Source organism: Hyphomonas beringensis, assembly GCF_000682755.1.
Classification (GTDB): domain Bacteria; phylum Pseudomonadota; class Alphaproteobacteria; order Caulobacterales; family Hyphomonadaceae; genus Hyphomonas; species Hyphomonas beringensis.
Window position 1 is genome coordinate 109,034 of the sequence record NZ_AWFF01000098.1, and the last position, 20,587, is coordinate 129,620.

Here is a 20,587-nt window from a genome sequence, read left to right on the forward strand (position 1 = left end):
TCTGAGTTCTATTCTTCAGAAGAGCCTGCCGGGGCCTTGAATTTCTGCACGCTGTAAAGATCCGCCGTCAGGTGGGAATCTGTTCCAAAGCGCAGCGCACCATTTTCCGTCCCGACATCCGTAATGGTTGTAATGACCTGAGGTGCGCTAAGGCCCAGATATTCCGCGCCACGATAATAATCGATGTTGAACTCGTACACAGTGTCTGGATCTGCGGGATCGCCGGAAGTGGTCTGTCCATTCCAGCTGTGTACATCCTCATCTAGATTCAGGGTCTCGGTCCAAACAAGTTCACCATCCGGGTCGCGAACAGTCAGATATGCCTTGTCGGCATCCGCCGGGGCGCCGTCCTGATACTCTATCTCTGACCCGGAATAGGGGATCCAAGAAGATTCGATGGTCACTTTTTCGCCAAGCCATTCTGACGCGAACATGGTGTGCAATTCCCCGATCAGAGAAGAAATGCCGCCCAAACTGTCATTGGTGCGTACCTGCTGTTCGAGAGAGGAGAAGGTCGCAAGCTGATCAACGAACTGGGTGGAGTCCATCGGCGCGAGAGGGTCCTGATTCTGCACCTGAGCGGTGAGCAGCTTGATGAAGCTTGTGAACTCCTCGCCAAATTTCTGCGTCGCCGGAGAAGCAGAAGCCGAATTGGTGCCAGCTTGCGCTACGGTAGCTGAGTCAACTGTACTCATAGATTTCTACTCCTAGAATCGGACATCCAGACCCGTTGAGGATACACGGGCAGGCACCTTTGAGGAAACATTGATGTCGGGCTTGGCAGTCGAGGCTTCGGTATCGGTCATCGTCTGCATGGAATGACCCGGTCGGGAACGAGAAGGGTTCTGTCCGGAGGATTGCTCACGGAAGGTCATATCCTGACTGGTCAGGCCGTTCTGCTCCAGAACTGAGACGAGATCCGGATGGAATGCGCGTATGCGCCGTATTGCATCGGCTGATTCTGCCGTCACAAGAACATGCTGCAGGCCTTGAGAATCAAATTTGAACTCAATGGACACACGGCCGAGTTCCGGCGGATCCAGTTGAATGTTGATCTTGTCGTGCTTGTTATCCGCAGACAGCTCTTGGGATACAATTGTGGGAATGTCTGCCGGAGCGGCGATGTAGGCTCCCGCAGATACTGGCTGCGCTGCCGGGATTGTGACAGTAGGCGCAGAGGTCTGAGCGGATGTCGTTGATGGCGTAACGGCGCCGACAAGTTGTATGGGTCTGTCAGACGTCTTCTTTTGGGAGCCCGCTTCTGACAAGTCCGGACCCGGTGCAGATACAGTTTCTTCGGCAAGCTCGCCTGTAGAGACGGAATCTCCGGGTGAGTGCTCTGTAGACTCATTGGCAGAGGACATTTGAGCACCTTCAGAGGCTAGGGTGCGCTGCGTAGTGTCTGCCTGCGCTGAGGCCTTGGTATTTGTTTCAGGTCCCGGGAACTTGCTTGCTGCAGTGACCTGACCTGCCGTGTCTTTCGAAGGAGGAGTATCCTTTGTGTCTGCTATTTTTACTGCAGCAGCCGGGTTGGCCATGGGTGGGACGGCCTCTGCCTGATCCAGTTCTTCTTCAGATGGATTTTCCGTTTTCTGGGCTTGCTGAGAGGTTTTCGTCTCAGGGGCTGCATCAGCCGCTAGAAGGCTTGTATCAGAATCCTCTGGTAAGGATGCGGACTCCGTCTCGGATGCAGGCGCGCCAGTCAATGACGGATAAACTGCATCGATTGTTTCATCGATGGTGTCTGTATCCGTTTCTTCCGGTGCTATAAGTGACTGTGAGGCATCCTCTGACGCTTGAAGATTATCTTGCGAGCCTTCTGGTGCTTCCATCAGGGACTTTGCGATCTGTGCCGTCTCGGACTGATCGCTTGGGGTGGCCGGTTCAGAACCGGCTGGAGCGGTCTCTGAATCTTCCTTGCCAAGAGTTGCAAGCTGGCGCTTGAAAGATTCTCCGCGCGTATCATCCGGCACTGCCGCGCGATCCTGCCGTCGGGCGCCCGCGCCCGTCGTGAAAAGTGAATCCGTGCTCAGGGAAAGCGGCATTTGTTAATCCGGATTAGGTATCTCTTAACTGTAATTGCCCCAACACTCGTAAAATAAGCCTTAAGTTTCTTCGCCCGGGGAGGGCTTTAAAGCTCAGGAATGGGGATCACAAGATGTCGGATATTTCAGCTATCAGCTCCGGACTCGGCATAAGTCCGAAGGCGGAGGGTACCAAACCCTCTGGTGATGTGAGCAAGGCTCAAGATGTGGGCCTGAAATTCGAAAAACTCCTTTGGGCCGAAATGTTGAGCCATGCTGGTCTTGAAAAGGCATTCACACAGTCGGGCGGGGAAGCTGCATCAGCATTCTCACGCATGATTGTGGAGTCGATTGCCGAGGATCTGGCAAGGACTCACCCGCTGGGGCTGTCGCCATTTGCAAATACGGCTCAGGCATCCGATGCGGTCGCGCCGGAAGGAGTTCAGAATGACTAACACAGATAACGCACAGCATGTTCTCGACCGGGTTGAGAGTGTTCTCATGGCGGAAAAGCAATTACTGTTGTCCGGGCAGGCTCATCGCCTGGCGGAAATGAGCCATGAAAAAGTAGCGGCAATGAACGCATTTGACGGTTTGTTGCAGGCGGGCGGGGACCATCTTCGTCGGGCATCCATCAAGCGTCAGGTAGAAGGAATTGTCGGCGTTGCCAAAGAGAATGCCATCCATTTCCTGGCTGTCCAGAATGGTCTTCAAAGCATTCTCAAACGCATCGGGAATGCGTCCCAGGACTCCTATGTCGGGGCCTATCAATCCAATGGCGGACAGACACCATTCACACATGCGACGGGCGGCTACTCAAAGAAGGCGTGATGGTTAACTGATTCTACACCCGTAGTCCTTATTGATCATACGCAACCAAGAGGGGGTTCGGGGTTTCCCGACGTCAGGACGACGTGTGATCGAACGAAGGCTCGGCCTAGCCGACAGCCTGACGAATATGGGGTACATTAGATGTCCAGCATTCTCACCAATAATAGTGCTATGGTTGCTCTGCAGACTCTGCGCAGCATCAATAGCAATCTCGAAACAGTTCAGTCCGAAATTTCTACCGGCAAGAAGGTCTCCAACGCCAAGGACAACGCGGCGATCTGGGCTATCTCGACCGTGATGTCGACGGATGTGGAAAGCTTCAAGCAGATTACAGACTCCCTGAACAAGGGCTCTTCCACGGTCGGCGTGGCACGCGCTGCTTCTGAGGAAGTCACTCAACTGCTTCAGGACATGAAGGAACTTATCGTTTCCGCTCAGGAAGATCTGAATGCTGACGACCGCGCCAAGATCCAGACGGATATTGATGCAAAACGTACGGCAATCAGCAACATTGTGAACGCCGCACAGTTTAACGGTCAAAACCTTCTGAAGGGAACTGAAAGCGTAAGCGTTCTTGCGTCTCTGGACCGTGGTTCTGATGGTTCTGTCTCGGCAACTCACATCACTGTCGCCCGTAATGACCTTCAGACAAATGCTGCTGTGGACGCTGCTGCCAAAGAAGCAACCGATGCCGGTTATGTTTCTACCGCTGACAGCGTAACGACGAACACTGTCGACAAGCAAAGCGGCGATGCAGGCTTTATGTCTACGTCGCAAAGCGGCAACTTTAGTGATGGTGATGATGCCGATATCACCATCAAGGGTGGCGCGATCTCTGCTGGTGACAAGTTCAACATCAATGTGGGCGGCAATGACTACACTTATACGGCGCAAGCAGATGACACCATCAATGATGTCGCAAACGGCCTGAAGACACTTGTCGATGCTGGTAGTGTTGCCAACCTTACCGTTACTGTGACGGCAGCCACTGATCCGGCGTCGGATGATGCGACGATCAATCTTGCCGCCAGTGGTGGCACTGTGAACTTTGATGAGGCTGAGCTTGCTGCAACGGCTGATGAGTCTGTGATCGGAGATGGCGATACCATTAATGTAACGATCGCAGGTGGCACGATTTCCACAGGCGATACATTTACGGTCAATGTGGGTGGATCAGACTTCACCTATACTGCACTGGCAGACGACACAGTTAATGATGTCGCCGCAGGCCTCAAATCTCTGATCGATGCAGCTAGCGTTGATGACCTGACGGTTACGGTGACAGATGCTGCTGATCCAAGCTCTGATGCAGCAACCATCTCACTGGCCGCTGACGGCGGTGACGTTGATGTAAGCCTTGCCGGACTGGCATCTCAGAATGCCGCTGTTAGTGCAGGTGGCCTGGGTGCCATCGCAGACCTCAGCGTCGCAACGTCTGCTGATGCCACGACAGCCCTGAACACGATCGAGTCCTTGCTCGATACGTCCATCAGCGCTGCAACGTCCTTCGGTTCGGCCCAGACCCAGATTGAGGGCCAGTCGAAATTCGTTCAGACCCTGATCGACTCAATGACATCCGGTATCGGCGCAATGGTTGATGCGGACATTGAGGCGGCATCCGCCAAGCTTCAGGCTCTGCAGGTTCAGCAACAACTCGGCGTTCAGGCGCTGACGATTGCTAACTCCAACCCGCAGACGCTGCTGGCTCTGTTCAGATAGTATCCTTAAGGCCCAGGCGCTGAGAGGCGCCTGGGCCCGATTATTAAGAGGCGTAGAGAAGGTGTATGCAACAACTGGCTTACAAGGCGTATGGTGAGGTCACAAACCGAACTGCAAGCGATGAGCAGATAGAATATGCCCTGTTCCAAGAGATCACGCAGGCGCTCAAAGCTGTCGATGAGGACGAAAGGCCGTCCCCGGTTGTTTGGGTAGATGCGATCGATCGTAACCTTCAGCTCTGGCAAATAATTTCCACCGATGTGATGAGCGAAGCCAATCAGTTGGATTCTGCGCTCAAAGCGAATTTGATCACGCTTGCAGAATCGGTGCGCATGATCAGTTACCATGTTCTCTCGCGGAAAGCCGAGATCTCCGAGCTCATAGAGATCAACGAGATCATCATGGAGGGGCTGGCCGGTCAGACCGTGGCAGTGGCTGATAGGGTGGTCGCATAATGGCGGGACTGGTTCTTAAGCTCGCGGCTGGTGAGCGCTTTGTAGTAAATGGTGCTCTGCTGGAGAATGGCGATAAGCCCTCCACGGTACGCATCGCTGATGATGATGCACGGGTGCTGCGCTGCAGGGATGCGCTTCAGCCTTCAGAAGTCGATACGCCGACAAAGCGTGTGTACTACGCCATCCAATTGATCATCACAGGCGACCTGAAGGAAGAAGACGTATTGTCTGCAATCCTCAACGAGTGCGGCCGTTTGGAAGATGTGTTCGAGACAATCGATACCAGCCTGATGAGTGTTTTGCGGTCAATGCTTGAGCGCGGGAATTATTACTCCGCCCTCTGTCATTTGCGCGGCATTATCGCGATTGAGGCAGAACTCCTGAAGGTTGCGGAACATAAATCCCGCCAAGTGCAAGCCAAGGTGGCCTGACATGGTCTACCAGCCCGTCATTCCCTTGTCCGGTTATGGTGGTTGGAAGTTTTTGGAATCCACTTTCGACAAGCAGCTGGAAGGGTTTTCAGACTCTGCGAGTGTCCGGAACGACCGGGAATACTTCCAGCAGAAAATGTCGTCTCCAGTGGAGATGGAAGATTTCCTCTCTGACAAGAGGCTGATGCGGATTGCCCTGACAGCTTTTGACCTGGGCGGTGAAGAGTGGAAAGTCGGCTATGTCCGTCATGTGATGGAAGAAGCGGCCGATCCTGACAGCACGTTCCTGAAACGGCTCAATAATCCGTCCTACACAAATTTCGCGAAAGTCTTTGCCGTGAAAGACGGTAAGATATCCCTGTCAGAGGATGTCAGGGCGCAGCTCGCAGACGACTTCGAAATGGCATCCTTCCGGTCGGCTGTCGGCGAAGTTGACAATAATATGCGCCTCAGCCTGAACTATAAGGACAAGATCGCTACTTTGGCGAACGAAGAGTCCAGCGAGTCGGCAATTCTCTATAAGTTGCTCGGAGATGTGCCCGTGCGGACAGTGCTCGAAACTGCTCTGAATCTGCCGAGCGAGATGCGCAAGCTCGATGTGGAGCAGCAGGCTGGAATCCTGAAGGAACGCCTTCTCAGCGTTTTTTCCATAAGCAGGGTTTCTGATCTGGCGAAAGAAGACGTGGTCGAGAAGGCGATTCAGCGCTTCCATGCCATGGACTCGATTTCCCAGGCCCAATCGTCCATGTCCCCGGGTTCGGTTGCGCTAACCCTGCTGAATGGTGCGTCAGGCTATGGCAGCATTGCGAGCCAAAACCTCTTCCTCAGCCGACTTTCAAGCTAGCTTGCTTCCTCCGCTAACGGCGCAATCGGTGCTGGATTTAGCAGGCCCTGAAGCGCTTCGAAGGCTTGTGGGATCGTTGCCGGGTTAGGGGCGGAGACAAACGCATCCAGATGTGGCCACAGCGCGATTGCCCGGTCGCCAGCCATGTCATGGCCGCGCTCATAGAGATTTGCACGCAGCATCGGGGCGATCTCTTCATATAGCGCAACAGTTCGACGGTAGTCCTTGATGAGATCATTCTCTGTCTCACTCGCCGCGTGCGGTAAAGCGCGTGAAACGCTCCTCAAAACGTCAATCGCAGGATAGCGCCCCCGCTCTGAGATCTCTCGAGACAGAATGATATGTCCATCGAGCAGACCGCGAACCATATCTGCGACGGGTTCTTCCATGTCAGAACCCGCGACAAGCACAGAGAAGATGGCGGTAATATCCCCCTGGCTGGAGGTGCCAGGCCCGGTACGCTCGGCTACTTCGGCAATCGCTCTTACCGTCGAAGGGGGAAATGCGTTCAGGGCAGGGGTTTCACCTGCTGCAAGGGAGACTTCTCTATGGGCCTCGGCAAATCGCGTGATCGAATCGAACAGGAAGAGCACCTGATGGCCTTCATCGCGGAAATGCTCGGCCGCCGTCACGGCGCAAAGGGCCGCGCGCTTTTTTGCGCCAGGCGGCTCGTTTGCTGTGGCGGCGACGATTACGGTTTTTGACAGAACCGATTTCGGCAAGGTCTTGTGAACAAACTCATTCACTTCACGGCTGCGCTCGCCCACCAGCGCAATGACGACCCGGTCTGCTTTTACGCCGCCGGCAAGCGAACCAAGAAAGGTGGATTTGCCAACACCGGACCCTGCGAACAGGCCCAGCCTCTGGCCCCGGCATATGGGCAGCATCGTATCCGTAATCATCCAGCCGGTCGGCAGTCTGTCTCCCAGGCTCTTGCGCGCCGTATTCGCTGGCGGTGTTGCCTTGAGCGGTCTCTGCAGCGCGTTGATAGCTGTGCGCGGGCTCTCTTCGCCGACCACGAGGCCGCGATAGTCGACAATCTTGCCCAGCCAGTGATCGCCCGGTTCCACAACGGCCTCTTGTTCCAAAGTTACCCGGTCGCCAATGTGGATGGCGTCAGAGTCTCCGTACAGCATGGCGGTGACGCCACCGCCTGTGACGGAAAGGACCTCGCCAAACACATCACCCTTGGCGGTCATAACGCGGATTTCGTTTCCCAGCCGGGAAAACTCGCCAATGCCGGCAATGTTTATCATGCCGGGGGACACGTCACGGACGGTGCCCCAAATGCTGTAGAGGCGATCAGGAAAGTTTGGGGCTGGCGTCAACACGTAAACAAATCCCGCTCATTCGTTAACTATTTCTTCAAATTAAACCGGCATTTTTTCCAAAGTGTTAACCGGGGGTGATTCTGTGACGATTCTCAATCTCGACGTTCTGAATGTTTATAGCGCGATGGCGCGGCATGCAGCAGAGACCCAGAAGGTTTCGGCGACCAATATCGCGCACGCAAATGATCCGGGCTACAAAGCGACTGAGATCGAAGGCTTCCAGGACTTTCTGGCCAGGGCAGCCAGCAGCGGTTCTGTTGATAGTGACAATTTGCAGTTCAAGACGTCCCAAAGCGATTCCTACGAAGCGCCGAATGGCAACTCCGTCAATCTGGAACTTGAAATGTTCAAGGCGGCCGACGCGCAGAGCCAGCATGATCTTGCCCTGTCCGTCTACACAAAATCTCTTGGTTTGTTGCGCACCGCAATTGGCAAGAAAGGCTAGGGGGTAGGACATGGATTCACTTAAAGCCACAATGATGCAGGCTTTGTCTGGCATGCAATTGCAGACCAAGCGGATAGATGTTTCCTCACAGAACATCTCCAATGCGGATACACCGGGTTATCGCCGCAAAATTTTGACGGTCGAAGAGCAGTCCTCCGGGGCAGCTTTCATGGCGACGCGAGTTCAGCTGGACCAAAGCGAAGGCGAACGCCAGTACGATCCAGAGAACCCGCTGGCGGATGGGGAAGGCTATATCACCGCATCGAATGTTTCCCTGGTTACAGAAATGGCCGATATGCGCGAAGCCAATCGCAGCTATGAAGCTAATCTGAACTCGTTCCGCCAGGCGCGGAGTATGTACCAATCACTTCTTGACGTTCTTAAACGTTAGCGGGGGCCAAAATGTCCAATGTCAGCTTCAGCGCCTATGCTGCGCTTGGTTCGGTAAAGCCTGGTGCGGGTACTGAAAACCTTGCCAAGGATACGGCTGCCAAGTCCGGGGCGGCAGACGGGTTTTCCACCTTCAAGGCTGCCTTGCAGGAGGCCGAGCAGGCTGCCATGCAGACAGCGGTTTCAGGAGCCGACCCGCATGCGATGGTTGAAGCGCTAGCACAGGCCGAGCTTGTGCTCGACGCGGCCGTAACCGTGCGGGACAAGGTGGTTGAAGCCTATCAGGAATTACTGCGTATGCCAGTCTGATCGGGTCAGGGGGAATGACCGAGCTTGCCATATTTGAGATCCTTCGCGGCGCCTTATGGGCTGCCGCAATGATGGCCTTGCCGATACTCGCGGTAACGTTGGTCCTCGGCTTCGTCATTGGTCTCTTGCAGGCTCTCACCTCAATTCAGGAGATGACGCTGACCTTCGTTCCAAAGATCCTGGCCGTTGTGGTCGTGTTCTTTCTCTCGCTTGGATACATGACGCGCGTTTGCCTCGACTTCTTCAATAACACTGTTCTTCCCATGATCTCGCAGTAGGCCTCCTATGCCGTCATCCCGCTTCTTCGACCTCTCAAAGCCGACTGCCGTCCTGGCCATTGGTCTGATGATGGTCATCCTGGTGATGATCCTGCCAGTGCCGGCGTGGATCATGGATGTCGGTCTGACGATTTCCTTTGCCTTTGCGATTTTGATCTTCACCACGACAATCTTTATTGAGAAGCCCTTGGATTTCTCATCCTTTCCCAGTGTCCTGCTGGCCTGTCTGATCCTGCGGCTGGCGCTGAACGTTTCATCCACCAAGCTGATTATCAGTGAAGGGCATACCGGCACTCATGCTGCCGGGGGTGTGATTGAAGGCTTCGCCATGTTCATCATGGGGGGGAACCTTTTTGTCGGGCTTGTTGTATTTGGTGTTCTGATCATCGTGAATTTCATGGTGATCACGAAGGGTGCCGGCAGGATGGCCGAGGTCGGCGCACGCTTCGCTCTCGATGCTATGCCGGGCAAGCAGATGGCGATCGATTCCGACCTTGCTGTTGGCGCGATCAGTCATGAAGAAGCGCGCACCCGCCGTCAGAAGGAACAGGAAGAAGCAGCTTTCCTGGGCTCGCTCGATGGTGCGTCCAAATTCGTGAAGGGGGATGCGGTTGCAGGTCTTCTGATTACTGCCCTGAACCTTGTCGCCGGGATTGGCTTTGGAATTATCGCGCATGGCCTCAGCTTTACCGAGGCGCTTAGCAATTACTCAATCCTGACGGTCGGGGATGGCCTCGTCTCTCAGATCCCGGCTGTTATCGTGTCTGTTTCGGCAGCATTGCTGCTGGCCAAGGGGCGCGATGATGGCGCGATAGATCTCGCGCTGGGCGCGCAACTGGGCGGCAATGCCACCTCTCTTATGATTGTAGCCGGAATTCTGGCGGTCTTTGCCCTGTTTCCCGGCCTGCCATTCATTCCTTTCATGCTTGCCGCAGCGGCCTTTGCGACGGCGTCTGTTTTTATCCGTAAGCGGGATCGGGAAAAAGAGGCAGAGGCTTCCCTCGCAGAGACAGAAGAGCCGCAGACCAGCCTGGTCATCGGGGATTCCATCCACTCCGATGAGATCCATCTTGAGGTCGCGCCAGATCTGGTCGGCATGGTCCTTCAGGGCGCGGGCGGATTTGAGAGCCGTATCGACAAGATACGCCGCTACATTGCTGAAGAGTATGGCTTCGTTCTTCCGTCTATTCGGATGACGGACAATCCAACACTGAACAAGAATGAATACCGCATCCGGATTCAGGGTGTGCGTGTGGATCATGGCCTGGTGCGTCCAGGATCCTTGCTGGCCCTCATGGAAGATGCCCAGCTGCCGCATCTGAAGGGCGAGAAGGTGAAAGAGCCTGTCTACAAGGCGGCTGCACGCTGGTTGCCTAATACGAAGAAACAGGAATTGTCTGCTGCCGGTGTTCCGGCCATCGAGCCTACGGAAGTGCTCGCCACGCACATGCTCGAAGTGATTCAAGCGAACTTCTCTCTCGTCTTTACGCGCATGGTGATGATCGACACGCTGGATGCACTGACCCAGATTAGTGACAAAGAGCGCGCAGCTGCGAACAGGCGATTCCTGGATGAATACATCCCCGGCAAGGTTACACCTGAACTACTCCTGTCTGTTCTGCGCCTGCTTCTTGAAGAACGTGTCTCCATCCGGAACCTGTTCCTGATCATCGAGACCGTGGCTGAAGTTAAGGCTCAGACCAACTCGCCGTCTCGCATTGTGGAACTGGTCCGTCAGCGGCTTGGATTTCAGATCGTGGATCGCTTGCAAGACAGCCAGGGCCGTCTGCCTTTGCTGCAACTATCGACAAACTGGGAGCAGCGCTTCAATGAGCATGAAGTCTCGCGTGAGGATGGCGGCTCTGATATCGCTCTGCCACCTGAACTTTTCGGTGAGCTGACGACATCTGTGCAGGCAAAGCTGAACGAGATGGCCCAGAAGGGTGTCGTTGCAGCCTTGGCCACATCTTCCCGACGCAGGCGCTTCCTGCAGACGGTGCTGGCCAGCAAGGGTATTCGCAACTCGGTTCTGGCCTATGAGGAAATTGGCTCCAAGAGCAAACCCTATATCGTCGGCGTGGTCTGATGCCGGATGGCCTGCCTTTGGGGGCGACGCTTACAGCCTGGATCACGCTGTACATGCTGGTTGTTGCCAGGCTGTCCTTCATCGTGTTTCTCATGCCGGGCATTGGGGAGCAGACAGTGCCGGTACGCGTCCGCCTTGCGCTTTTGCTGAGTCTTGCGACGGCCTTTGCGACGTCAGGATTGATCAGTGTGCCCCCCAGCATCTCCATGGGGACTTATGTCGGCTTGCTGGGAGCAGAGTCGATCATCGGCTTTGGTCTGGGCGTGCTGCTACGCCTGTCGATCTGGATACTCAGTACGGCCGGGGCTTTCATTGCGCAGGCAATCGGCCTCTCGCAAATGCTCGGCATCGCGCTTGAAACCGAAGCGCAGACCATCGTTTCCAATATGCTTGCCATGGCCGGCGCAGCTTTGCTGCTGTCTGCGGATTATCATGTGAATGTGTTTGTCAGGCTTGCTGAGATCTATTCGGAAATACCGGTCGGCGCCGTTCAGCTGTTCGACAGGTCTTTCGTAATTGAGGGCATATTTGACTCGATCAAGTTTGCCGTACTCATTGCCTGGCCGTTCGTGGCCATCAATTTGCTCTACAACATCTCACTGGGTTTCATAAACAAGGCGCTGCCGTCGCTGATGGTTGCATTCGTGGGGGCCCCCTTCATGATAGGGGCAGGATTCGTGCTTCTGGCCATTTCGATTTCGACTATGCTGGTTGTCTGGATGAACAGGGCATCGGAATTTGTAGGCTGGTGAACTAGGTATGGCTGAAGACCAATCAGGCGGTGGCGAGAAGGAGTTCGAGGCAACTGAGCAGCGGCGCCGTGAAGCCCGCCGTGAAGGCAACGTGCCCCAGTCCAAAGAGGCGAACACTTTCGCCCTGTTTGCCGGCATCATAATTTCCGCGATCGTGTTCAGCTCCGTGATAGCCGGAGCCCTGTTCAATTCCTTCTCCTCTGTAATGTACCATGCCGACAGTTATGCGGAGGATGTTTTCACCGAGGGAGGTCAGGCGACCAGGTCCTGGCTGATGCAGACTTTTCTCCAGGTTTTGCCCCTGATGGTCATCATGGCGGTTCTCGTTACGGGGACCCTGATTATTCAGCAGGCGATCACCTTCTCCACGAAGAAGATCAAGATGGAGTTCAACAAGATCTCGCCGGCAGAGAACCTGAAGAAGAAATATGGGGCCAAAGGTATTTTGGATTTTCTGAAAGACATGGCCAAGATGCTCTTCGCGGGGGGGCTCGCGGCAGTCTTTCTCTACAATTTCGCTCAGCACTACTATGCCAGTAGCGCACTGGAGCTGGCGCACTTCTTTGATTTCACCTTTGCCCAGGTCCTGGGTCTCTTCCTGATCTTCGGGGTCTTTCAGTTCGCCTTGGCAGCCATCGACTTTCCGTTGCAGCGCCAGCTTCATGCAAACAAGTTGAAAATGTCCCGCGAGGAAGTGAAGAAGGAACAGAAGCAGAGCGAGGGCGATCCGCAGCTCAAACAGAAGCGGCGCGAAAAGGCGTCCAGCATCAGCCGCAATCAGATGATGAAGAATGTCAAAGGCGCCACCGTCGTCATGGTGAACCCCGAGCATTATGCCGTGGCGCTTAAATGGGCCCCCGAAGAAGGCCGCGCGCCGGTCTGTGTGGCCAAGGGTGTGGACCATCTGGCCGCCAAGATCAGGGAGGTCGCCACGGAAAATGACATCCCCATCTATCGAGATCCACCCTCCACACGCTCAATCTATCGTCTTGTCGACATAGATGAAGAGATCCATGCGGAGCATTTCGCGGCTGTGGCAGCGGCCGTCAGCTTTGTCGACCGGGTTCGCAAGCAGACGAGAGGCCAGTGATGTCAAAGCAGAACCGCGTTCTCCTGAAACTCGTGGCTCTCAAGCGGCAGAGGGCAGAGCAGGAGCTCGCCATTGCGCAAACTCGTCTGCGTGAGGTGCAGGCGGGTCTTGCGGACTTGCAGGCTCAACTTGCCGCTGCCGATACGATGCAAATGGATTTTCAGACGCTCAGTCTCTCTGCGCGCAATGGCCATGTTCAGCGCTTGCTGGGTAAGCTCGCTGATCAGCAGGCTTTGATTGAGCAAACAGAGACCTCCGTGGCAGCTGCCAAGGAGGAGCTGAAGCGTATTCTGAATTCTGAAGATCAGTTGATCACAATGGGAGCTGACACTCGCGCCTGAAGGCGGGACTGACTAGCTCATCCTTCACGCGGCATTTGTTTCGCAGTCTTCCGCCTGAACACGGTTTCGTCCCTGTCTCTTTGCCAGATAGAGTCTCTGATCTGCCAGCTCCACCAGATTATCCGGGGTCATGCCCGGAACGAACTGCGCGATGCCGAAGGAGGCGCTGATATCGCCCAAGGGCTTTTTGGATCCCTTCAAAACCAGTTTCCTCTGGAACGTTTGCAGGCGGATACGATCTATCAGGATAGATGCCGCCTTGAGGTCCGTCGCGGGTAGAATGATGGCGAACTCTTCGCCGCCATAACGGGCGACCAGATCCTGGCCCTTGATATTCTCTGAGATGATGTTCGCGAAAACCTTGAGAACCTCATCGCCTATCCGGTGCCCGAAAGTGTCATTGACGCGTTTAAAATGATCAAGATCTGCAATGGCGAGGCACAGACCGCTATTGTTCTGGCGTGCCGCGTCGAGTTCTGCAGCAAGCTTGATGTCAAAGGCCCGCCGGTTGTGAACAGAGGTGAGGGGATCGCGCATACTTTCATTGCGCACATCTTCCAGCTCACGTCGTAGCAATTCTATTTGCTTGCGCGATTCCTTGAGGCCATCGCTCAACTTGCGGCTCTGGCCCGCCATTCTCTGGTTTTCTGACATGAGATTGCTAATGGCGGCAGACAGCTGGTCGATGGAGGTCGTCTGGCCGATCCCGTTGCCAATCTGCTGCAGCACAGTTTCAAACTGGTCAGAGTTTTCGACGCCCGTTCCGACAAGGTCGAGTACGCTCGAAATCTGCGCTTCCACTCTCTCGCCGATTTTTTCGCGCTTCGCCTGATCCTGCATCGGGCAGAGATGGTTGCTATAGACTTCATCTATCTCGTAGGCGGAGAGGTCTCCTCGCTCCAGCATATTGTCCACGATGCCAACAATGTCGTCATTCTCGGCGGAGGCGTAGGCATACATTAGTGCGTATGTGTTCGGAAATGGCGGAGTCTTGTGCTCCTCCATGAGGCGCGTCGCCATGTCGGCGTACTTGTAGACCCTGGAAAAGACCTTCTGCTCTTCCGGACAGCTAAACACAGGTGTCTTGGTATCGTTCATGACGGCATCAGTTTGATAAGTTCTCTGGTAGTCCCCACTAGCGAAACTACTGAAAGGGCCTTCAAATAAGGTTAATCCTTCTGTTTTGGGAGAACTTTTTCTGCAGAATATGGTGATCCTCGCGCATTCGAACGCGCGGTCTACAGGTCAGGAATCGGCAGTTCCAAAGGCATGCGTGGGTCGTGGCCGTTATTGCTCGTGGTTATGCGTCAGGAGTCACGCGAAATAGGTCCCTTTTGAACAATTCGACCCGCATGCGTTTTTCGCCAGATTTAAGCCCCTTATAGATAAGGTGCTGACTATGCGTAACTGCAGTATTCGCAGGCATATTGCAGTACACGGCGCCCATATGAGATGCAATTTTTGCATCTGCCTAAAGAGATCGCCCAGTGAGCAGATTGATCCAGTACGGAGTAAAGAGCTGGCGAAAATTAAGATTCCATAATCCGTCAAGAACACACCCTGTGCGCGTGTTTATTCAAGCGCCTTCTAGTGGCGTAAGTAAAAAAGAGCTGTGTTGATGGTTGCTCAAACGAAAATGGAATCAGTGTCCTTCAGACGGGATTGGCTTTCCCGGGCAAGTGCCCTGACGATTGCGTCTTGCCTGACGGGCATGTCGGCATGGGCCAATCCTGAGGGCGGTCAGGTTACGGATGGCGCTGCAGTGATCCTTGGCCAGGGCACGGCTGACGTAACAATTACGCAGTCCTCACAGCGCGCCGTCATCGATTGGGAGACCTTCTCGATCGATGAAAATGAGCAGGTTGTGTTCGAGCAACCGGGCGTCGATTCCATTACAGCCAACCGCGTGAACGGGGTTGATCCGTCCACGATTCTGGGTTCGCTCAAAGCGAATGGACAGGTCGTACTTGTCAATCGTAACGGCATTTTGTTCGGCAAAGGCGCGCGTGTTGATGCGGCTGGGCTGATCGCTACAACCAGCGATCTGGATACAGACCAATTCATGGCGGGCAGCCCTGTGCAGTTTGTCGGCGGTGGCCTCAAGAATGCCTCTGTGGTCAACCAGGGGCGTATCAGCATACGTGACGCCGGCATTGCGGCTTTCGTCGCGCCGCATGTCAGGAACTCCGGGGTCATAGAGGCGGATCTAGGCAGTGTCACTCTCGCGTCAGGCACGGCATTTACTCTGGACTTCTATGGCGACGGGCTGATTAAGTTTAGTCCCGGTGAGGAAATCAGCGAGACGCTGATGGACGGCGCCGGAGAGCCTGTGACGGCGCTCGTGGAAAATGACGGAACAATCCGCGCAAATGGCGGACGCGTGCTGCTCACTGCGTCTGCGGGCCGCGAAGTTGTCAACCAGTCCATCAACATTTCGGGAATCGTGCGCGCGGATTCCATCCGCGAATCCAAAGGCGTCATCACGCTGGCTGGGTCAGGCGATGTCCGGATTGAAGACGGCGGCGTACTCTCCGCTTCAGGTGCATCCGGCGGGGGTGACATCAATATTGACGGCGACTTCGTTTCGACCCAGGGCGAGATTCTCGCAGATGGGGCCGGTACAGGCACGTCGAGCCAAGGCAATGGCGGTGTGATCTCCATAAGCGGGGATGCTGTCAGTCTTGCCGGGAATATCAGTGCATCGGGTAAGACGGGCGGCCTGATTTCTGCGGATGCCGAGAATATCCTGGGTCTGTCAGATCATGTTTCGGCAACCGGCCATCTCGGGGCGGGTGGCATGGTCAGATATACTGCACCACGTATCACTGAAAATGCCACAAGTATCACGAATGCCCAAGGCTTGACGCATGGCGGCGATATCTATGTTGACGGCGGTGAGATGATGACATCGTCAGGTATGTACCTCGTCGATGGAGTTTATGGAAAAGGCGGCAACATTGATTTGACTGCAGAAGATACCCTTCTTCTGTCGACGCAGTTTTCTGCAACCGGTCGCATCATGGGCGGGCATGTGCGCATCGGGGGAGCCTTCCAAGGGGGCAAGGCTCCTGACCTCAGCAAATCCTATCATGATCTCTTCCTTGGAAGGTGGAGTGGTGTGTCTGACATTTCCAATGCACGAACTGCATTTGCGAATGACGGAGTCAGCATAAATGTATCCTCGGCTTCAGGACAGGGCGGCACGGCCGTCATCTGGTCAGATGAGCTGACAACCTTTTTGGGGGCCATCGATGCCCGCGGCGCGGATGGTGGCGGGGCTGTCGAAATCTCGTCCGCAGGTACGCTCCGCAAAGCCTCGCTCGACAGGCTCGCCCTTGGAGGCGGATCTCTCCTTCTGGACCCGAAAAATCTCACCATCGGCGATCGCGTCGACATAGGCGGATGGAAACAGATCGGGGTCATGCAGGCTGGATATCAAACTGTAGTTGTGTCCGCTGAGGATAATTTTGGCTGGTCTGTTGCGCTCAACGGTGCTGGCGACCAAATTGCCATAGGCGCCCCTAAGGATTACGGTTTCAACAACTCACGTAGCACTTCAGGTGCTGTCCGTCTGTTTACCTTCGATGACGACCACTTCTCGAATGCAACCTTCGTGGGCACTATTGGCTACAATTATACGGGTACGGGCGATGTAAACTTCGATACCCGCTCCGGTGACCAGCTTGGTTCATCGGTTGCAATGAACGCAGCCGGCGACAGGATGGCGGTCGGGGCCTTGGGGTATGATGGTAGATATGAGAATAAGCCTAACTCCGGCGCAGTATACCTGTACAAGTGGAACGCTCCCGGTTTCTCAAATTATTGGGAGCACAATAATTTCTTCTCTGAAGCGGGGGGAACAAATAATCTAGGCAATCTCGGCATGGAGACCGATGATGAGTTTGGCTATTCGGTTGCACTAAACGCAGCCGGTGACAGACTGGCTATTGGGGCAACAAAGGGCGACGGATTTAATAACAACACGAGCAAAAGCGGTGATGTTTATCTGATCAGCTTTGCGGACACGAATTTTGCAGATCCAAAACTCGAGGGCATGATTGGGATTGGCTATACGGGTGCAAAAGACTATGACGAAAGCACGCTGAATACCAATGACGCCAGTGGGCGGGGGCTTTCCTTCAATGCTGCCGGCGATCGGCTTGCTATTGGTGCGGACGGGGACGACTCATTCGGCAGAGGCAGACAGAACAACGGGGCTGTTCGACTTTATAGCTTTACGGATAATAATTTCTCAGGTGCGAATCTTGAGGCGGTAATAGGAGCCAGGTGGACAGGCGGTAAGAATATCGATCTCGAGACGACGCTCGACGACAACGATCTGTTTGGCCATAGCGTTTCTCTGAGTGCAGATGGAACCAGGCTTTATGTCGGTGCCGCAAAAGACCAGGGTGCCACAAACCAGGTAGACCAGGCTGGCGCTGCATACATCTTCGATTTTTCGGACAACCTGTTTTCTGGCGGTACGCACGTCGGAACCATAGGCAATGGATATACCGGCTCGGGCGATATCAATATCTCTGGCTTGGACGTGTCAGACTATTTCGGTAAGTCGATTTCACAAAATAGCGCAGGTAACTTGCTCGTAATCGGTGCATCGCACTCAGATGGCCCTGGCAACAACAGCTCTAACTCAGGTGCGGTTTACCTGTTTGATAATTCGCTCAATGCGGATCCTGGCGCAATCCAATTCTCCACGTATTCAAACGAAGACATGTCTGTTTCTGCTGCAGAAGTGGCCACACAACTGGCGGCTGGCACGGACCTGACGCTTCAGGCGTCCAATGATATTACAGTGGCAGAAGATGTCACCGTCACGGGAAGTCCTGCATCCCCTGGAGATCTGACGCTTCAGGCAGGCCGTTCGATTTTGCTCAATGCGAATATCACGACGCAGGGCGGTGACGTTAATCTTTATGCGAATGATACAACGGCGAATGGTGTTGTTGATTCAGAGCGCGATTCCGGTGCGGCTGTCATCACCATGGCTAACGGCACCAGCATAGATGCCGGTACGGGTGCGGTCGATATCCTCATGCGCGATGGCGCAGGCAAAACATATACGGCCAGTGGTGACATCACGCTCTCGACGATCACGGCGAACAGCATTCGGGCGCTGAATGGCGGGCCCACTAGTGGATCGGGCCTTGTGCTGAATACGGGCGCCGTGCTGACTGCCACCGGCACGGACGATGCGATCGTTCTGGCGGGTGACAAATTTATCAATAATGCAGGGGCAAGCGCCCTGTCGGCAAGCAATGGTGACTGGCTGGTCTGGTCGCATGACCCGGCCAACAATACCATTGGTGGCCTGACCTACGACTTCAAGCAATACAATGCCGTCTATGGTCAGACGGCCGTGGCCCAGGCTGACGGCGATGGCTTTCTGTATACTCTGGCGCCCACAGTCACGGCGGGGCTCAAAGGTGCGGTAACGCGCGACTATAATGGCACAGACGATGCTTTGTCGCTTCTGTCAGAAGACAATTACGAGATCACAGCAGGCGAACTTGGCGGCGATGAGGTAACGCTTGGTGATGCAACCGGCGCAACCTTCGACGACAAGAATGCTGCGGCTTTGAAGACGATCACAGCGACAGGCCTGACAATCGACAGCGCCAAGGATGGGGCAATCAATGTCTATGGCTATCAACTCGATTCAACCCAGGCATCAGGGGATATCGGTGAGATCACGCCGAAGGAACTGACGGTTGATGGTGTGACGGTTGATGCGCGGACCTATGACGGGACGGCGATCGCGGACCTGTTGGGCGGGACGCTGGGCGGCGGCATTGAGACCGGGGATACTGTGATACTGCAGCGTCCTTTGACCGGGTTGTTTGCGGACAAGAATGTTGGCGTTGACAAGCAGGTGGATGCGAGCGGCTACAGCCTTAGCGGGGCAGATGCGGGCAATTACCAGATTGCGGACCCGACCTATGTGACGGGAACGATCACGGCGAAGGCGTACAAGAATGTTGGCGTCGACAAGCAGGTGGATGCGAGCGGCTACAGCCTTAGCGGGGCAGATGCGGGCAATTACCAGATTGCGGACCCGACCTATGTGACGGGAACGATCACGGCGAAGGCGTTGACGATTACGGGCGTTCAGACGCCGACGGACCGTGTGTATGACGGTCGCAGACACCGACGGACCGCGTGTATGACGGTCTGATGACTGTTGATCTGACGGGCGGGACGCTGGTCGGGGTTATGGCTGGGGATGCGGGCACTGTAACGCTTAACGTGGACGACGCCGCGGGTGTGATGGCGGACAAGGATGCGGGCACCGGCAAGACGGTTACGGCAAGCGGGTATTTGCTTGAGGGGGCCGACAAGGACAATTATGTGCTGAGCCAGCCGACAGGCCTGACGGTTGATGTGGCGAAGGCGCAGCTGACGGTCGAGGGAGTCACGACTGAAGACCGTGTCTACAATAAATTGAGAGATCAGGACATCAGTGGCGGAACGCTGAGTGACGGCGTTGTGTCGGGTGACGTAGTGGTGCTTAGCGTCGACAACGCGCAGGGCAAGTTTGATGACAAAAATGCTGGAGTGAACAAGCCGGTCACAGTGAGTGGTTTTGCCATAACGGGCTCTGGGGCTAAAAATTACCAGCTTGTGCAACCGGACTATTTGACCGCCACGGTTTCGAAGCTTGATGTGACCATCGGGGGCGTCGGAATTACAGGCACTTCGCGCGAATATAACGGGCTGACGTCAATTGATGGTCTGTTTGGCGGAGAAGTAGTCGGTAAGCTGGATGGTGATAGTATCTCTCCAGACTGGCAAAACGCCAAGGGTGAATTTGACAGCAAGAATGTAGGTATAAGGACGGTAACGATAACCGGTTACGCCCTCCAAGGCTCTGCTGCTGTCAATTATAATCTTGTTCAGCAGCCCGGCCCATTGAGCTATGAGATCACGCCGAAGCGGCTGACGGTCACGGGGGCGGTCGTGGCCGACCGTGTCTATGACGGGACCCTGGATGCGAAACTGCTGTCGATTGAGACGCTGGATGGGGTCGTGGCGGATGATGTTGGCGATGTTGCGGTTGACGTGGAAGCTAGCAAGGCCGTGTTTACTCGTAAGGATGCCGGTAACGCCCTAGCGAGCATAACCTATGCCCTGACAGGCGACGAGGCGGAGAACTATTATTTCGCGTACCCGGACAGCGCGCGCGCGGTTATCGAGAAGAAGGAGCTAACGGTCACGGGGGCATCCGTGGCCAACCGTGTCTATG

Annotated in this window: 20 protein-coding genes; 16 read left to right on the top strand and 4 right to left on the bottom strand. The window is 55.0% G+C overall.

What is annotated here, in order from left to right; all coding sequences use genetic code 11:
• Positions 1 to 8: 8 nt before the first annotated feature.
• Both HY29_RS17400 and fliK read right to left on the bottom strand, forming a co-directional pair.
• Positions 9 to 695, bottom strand: a complete 687-nt coding sequence (locus tag HY29_RS17400; protein WP_034799491.1) for a flagellar hook assembly protein FlgD — start codon at positions 693 to 695, stop codon at positions 9 to 11.
• Between the two features lie 12 nt (positions 696 to 707).
• Positions 708 to 2,045 carry a flagellar hook-length control protein FliK gene (fliK, locus tag HY29_RS17405; protein ID WP_034799494.1) on the bottom strand — a complete coding sequence of 446 codons (1,338 nt, stop codon included), beginning with the start codon at positions 2,043 to 2,045 and terminating at the stop codon, positions 708 to 710.
• Positions 2,046 to 2,158: 113 nt separating this feature from the next.
• Here fliK and HY29_RS17410 point away from each other — a divergent pair, with 113 nt between their 5' ends.
• The 6 genes from HY29_RS17410 to HY29_RS17435 all read left to right on the top strand — a co-directional run bounded on the left by HY29_RS17410 (position 2,159) and on the right by HY29_RS17435 (position 6,304).
• A complete protein-coding gene (locus tag HY29_RS17410; RefSeq protein WP_034799497.1) occupies positions 2,159 to 2,479 on the top strand; it encodes a hypothetical protein in 321 nt (106 codons plus the stop codon).
• Positions 2,472 to 2,855 carry a hypothetical protein gene (locus HY29_RS17415; RefSeq protein ID WP_155838415.1) on the top strand — a complete coding sequence of 128 codons (384 nt, stop codon included), beginning with the start codon at positions 2,472 to 2,474 and terminating at the stop codon, positions 2,853 to 2,855. Before HY29_RS17410 ends, HY29_RS17415 begins: the two co-directional genes overlap by 8 nt.
• A gap of 141 nt (positions 2,856 to 2,996) precedes the next feature.
• Positions 2,997 to 4,574, top strand: a complete 1,578-nt coding sequence (locus HY29_RS17420; protein ID WP_034799503.1) for a flagellin — start codon at positions 2,997 to 2,999, stop codon at positions 4,572 to 4,574.
• Positions 4,575 to 4,639: 65 nt separating this feature from the next.
• Positions 4,640 to 5,029 carry a flagellar biosynthesis regulator FlaF gene (locus HY29_RS17425; protein WP_034799506.1) on the top strand — a complete coding sequence of 130 codons (390 nt, stop codon included), beginning with the start codon at positions 4,640 to 4,642 and terminating at the stop codon, positions 5,027 to 5,029.
• The gene (locus HY29_RS17430) at positions 5,029 to 5,460 is read left to right on the top strand and encodes a flagellar biosynthesis repressor FlbT (RefSeq protein ID WP_034799509.1); all 432 of its coding nucleotides are present in this window, start codon (positions 5,029 to 5,031) and stop codon (positions 5,458 to 5,460) included. The genes HY29_RS17425 and HY29_RS17430 overlap by 1 nt, the downstream gene beginning before the upstream one ends.
• A 1-nt stretch (position 5,461) precedes the next feature.
• Positions 5,462 to 6,304: a DUF1217 domain-containing protein gene (locus HY29_RS17435; protein WP_034799512.1), complete on the top strand. Its 843-nt coding sequence runs from the start codon at positions 5,462 to 5,464 to the stop codon at positions 6,302 to 6,304.
• On the opposite strand, the gene HY29_RS17440 is transcribed toward HY29_RS17435, so the two are convergent.
• Positions 6,301 to 7,635, bottom strand: coding sequence for a FliI/YscN family ATPase (locus HY29_RS17440; protein ID WP_241765256.1), 1,335 nt, complete (start codon positions 7,633 to 7,635; stop codon positions 6,301 to 6,303). The genes HY29_RS17435 and HY29_RS17440 overlap by 4 nt on opposite strands.
• 82 nt (positions 7,636 to 7,717) lie before the next feature.
• Between HY29_RS17440 and HY29_RS17445 the strand changes: the two genes are divergently transcribed.
• Genes HY29_RS17445 through HY29_RS17480 form a run of 8 tightly spaced genes read left to right on the top strand, consistent with a single transcriptional unit; the run spans position 7,718 to position 13,326 of the window.
• Positions 7,718 to 8,080: a flagellar biosynthesis protein FlgB gene (locus HY29_RS17445; protein WP_241765257.1), complete on the top strand. Its 363-nt coding sequence runs from the start codon at positions 7,718 to 7,720 to the stop codon at positions 8,078 to 8,080.
• A 10-nt stretch (positions 8,081 to 8,090) separates the two neighbouring features.
• The gene (locus tag HY29_RS17450; protein ID WP_051601750.1) at positions 8,091 to 8,471 is read left to right on the top strand and encodes a flagellar basal body rod C-terminal domain-containing protein; all 381 of its coding nucleotides are present in this window, start codon (positions 8,091 to 8,093) and stop codon (positions 8,469 to 8,471) included.
• Positions 8,472 to 8,482: 11 nt separating this feature from the next.
• Positions 8,483 to 8,779, top strand: coding sequence for a flagellar hook-basal body complex protein FliE (gene fliE, locus HY29_RS17455; protein ID WP_034799515.1), 297 nt, complete (start codon positions 8,483 to 8,485; stop codon positions 8,777 to 8,779).
• Positions 8,780 to 8,793: 14 nt separating this feature from the next.
• Positions 8,794 to 9,057 (top strand): flagellar biosynthetic protein FliQ, encoded by a 264-nt coding sequence (locus HY29_RS17460; protein WP_034799518.1) that lies wholly within the window; start codon positions 8,794 to 8,796, stop codon positions 9,055 to 9,057.
• A gap of 7 nt (positions 9,058 to 9,064) precedes the next feature.
• A complete protein-coding gene (locus HY29_RS17465; RefSeq protein ID WP_034799521.1) occupies positions 9,065 to 11,143 on the top strand; it encodes a flagellar biosynthesis protein FlhA in 2,079 nt (692 codons plus the stop codon).
• Positions 11,143 to 11,895 carry a flagellar biosynthetic protein FliR gene (locus HY29_RS17470; protein WP_034799523.1) on the top strand — a complete coding sequence of 251 codons (753 nt, stop codon included), beginning with the start codon at positions 11,143 to 11,145 and terminating at the stop codon, positions 11,893 to 11,895. Before HY29_RS17465 ends, HY29_RS17470 begins: the two co-directional genes overlap by 1 nt.
• A 7-nt stretch (positions 11,896 to 11,902) precedes the next feature.
• Positions 11,903 to 12,985, top strand: a complete 1,083-nt coding sequence (locus tag HY29_RS17475) for an EscU/YscU/HrcU family type III secretion system export apparatus switch protein (RefSeq protein WP_034799526.1) — start codon at positions 11,903 to 11,905, stop codon at positions 12,983 to 12,985.
• Complete coding sequence (locus HY29_RS17480; RefSeq protein ID WP_034799532.1) at positions 12,985 to 13,326, top strand: hypothetical protein; 342 nt, start codon at positions 12,985 to 12,987, stop codon at positions 13,324 to 13,326. Before HY29_RS17475 ends, HY29_RS17480 begins: the two co-directional genes overlap by 1 nt.
• A 24-nt stretch (positions 13,327 to 13,350) precedes the next feature.
• On the opposite strand, the gene HY29_RS17485 is transcribed toward HY29_RS17480, so the two are convergent.
• Positions 13,351 to 14,424 (bottom strand): GGDEF domain-containing protein, encoded by a 1,074-nt coding sequence (locus tag HY29_RS17485; protein ID WP_034799534.1) that lies wholly within the window; start codon positions 14,422 to 14,424, stop codon positions 13,351 to 13,353.
• 547 nt (positions 14,425 to 14,971) lie between these two features.
• Here HY29_RS17485 and HY29_RS17490 point away from each other — a divergent pair.
• Both HY29_RS17490 and HY29_RS17495 read left to right on the top strand, forming a co-directional pair.
• A complete protein-coding gene (locus HY29_RS17490; protein ID WP_162176757.1) occupies positions 14,972 to 19,519 on the top strand; it encodes a two-partner secretion domain-containing protein in 4,548 nt (1,515 codons plus the stop codon).
• The coding region (locus tag HY29_RS17495) for a YDG domain-containing protein (RefSeq protein ID WP_034799540.1) at positions 19,519 to 20,587 on the top strand (1,069 nt) is incomplete at its 3' end. The genes HY29_RS17490 and HY29_RS17495, both read left to right, overlap by 1 nt.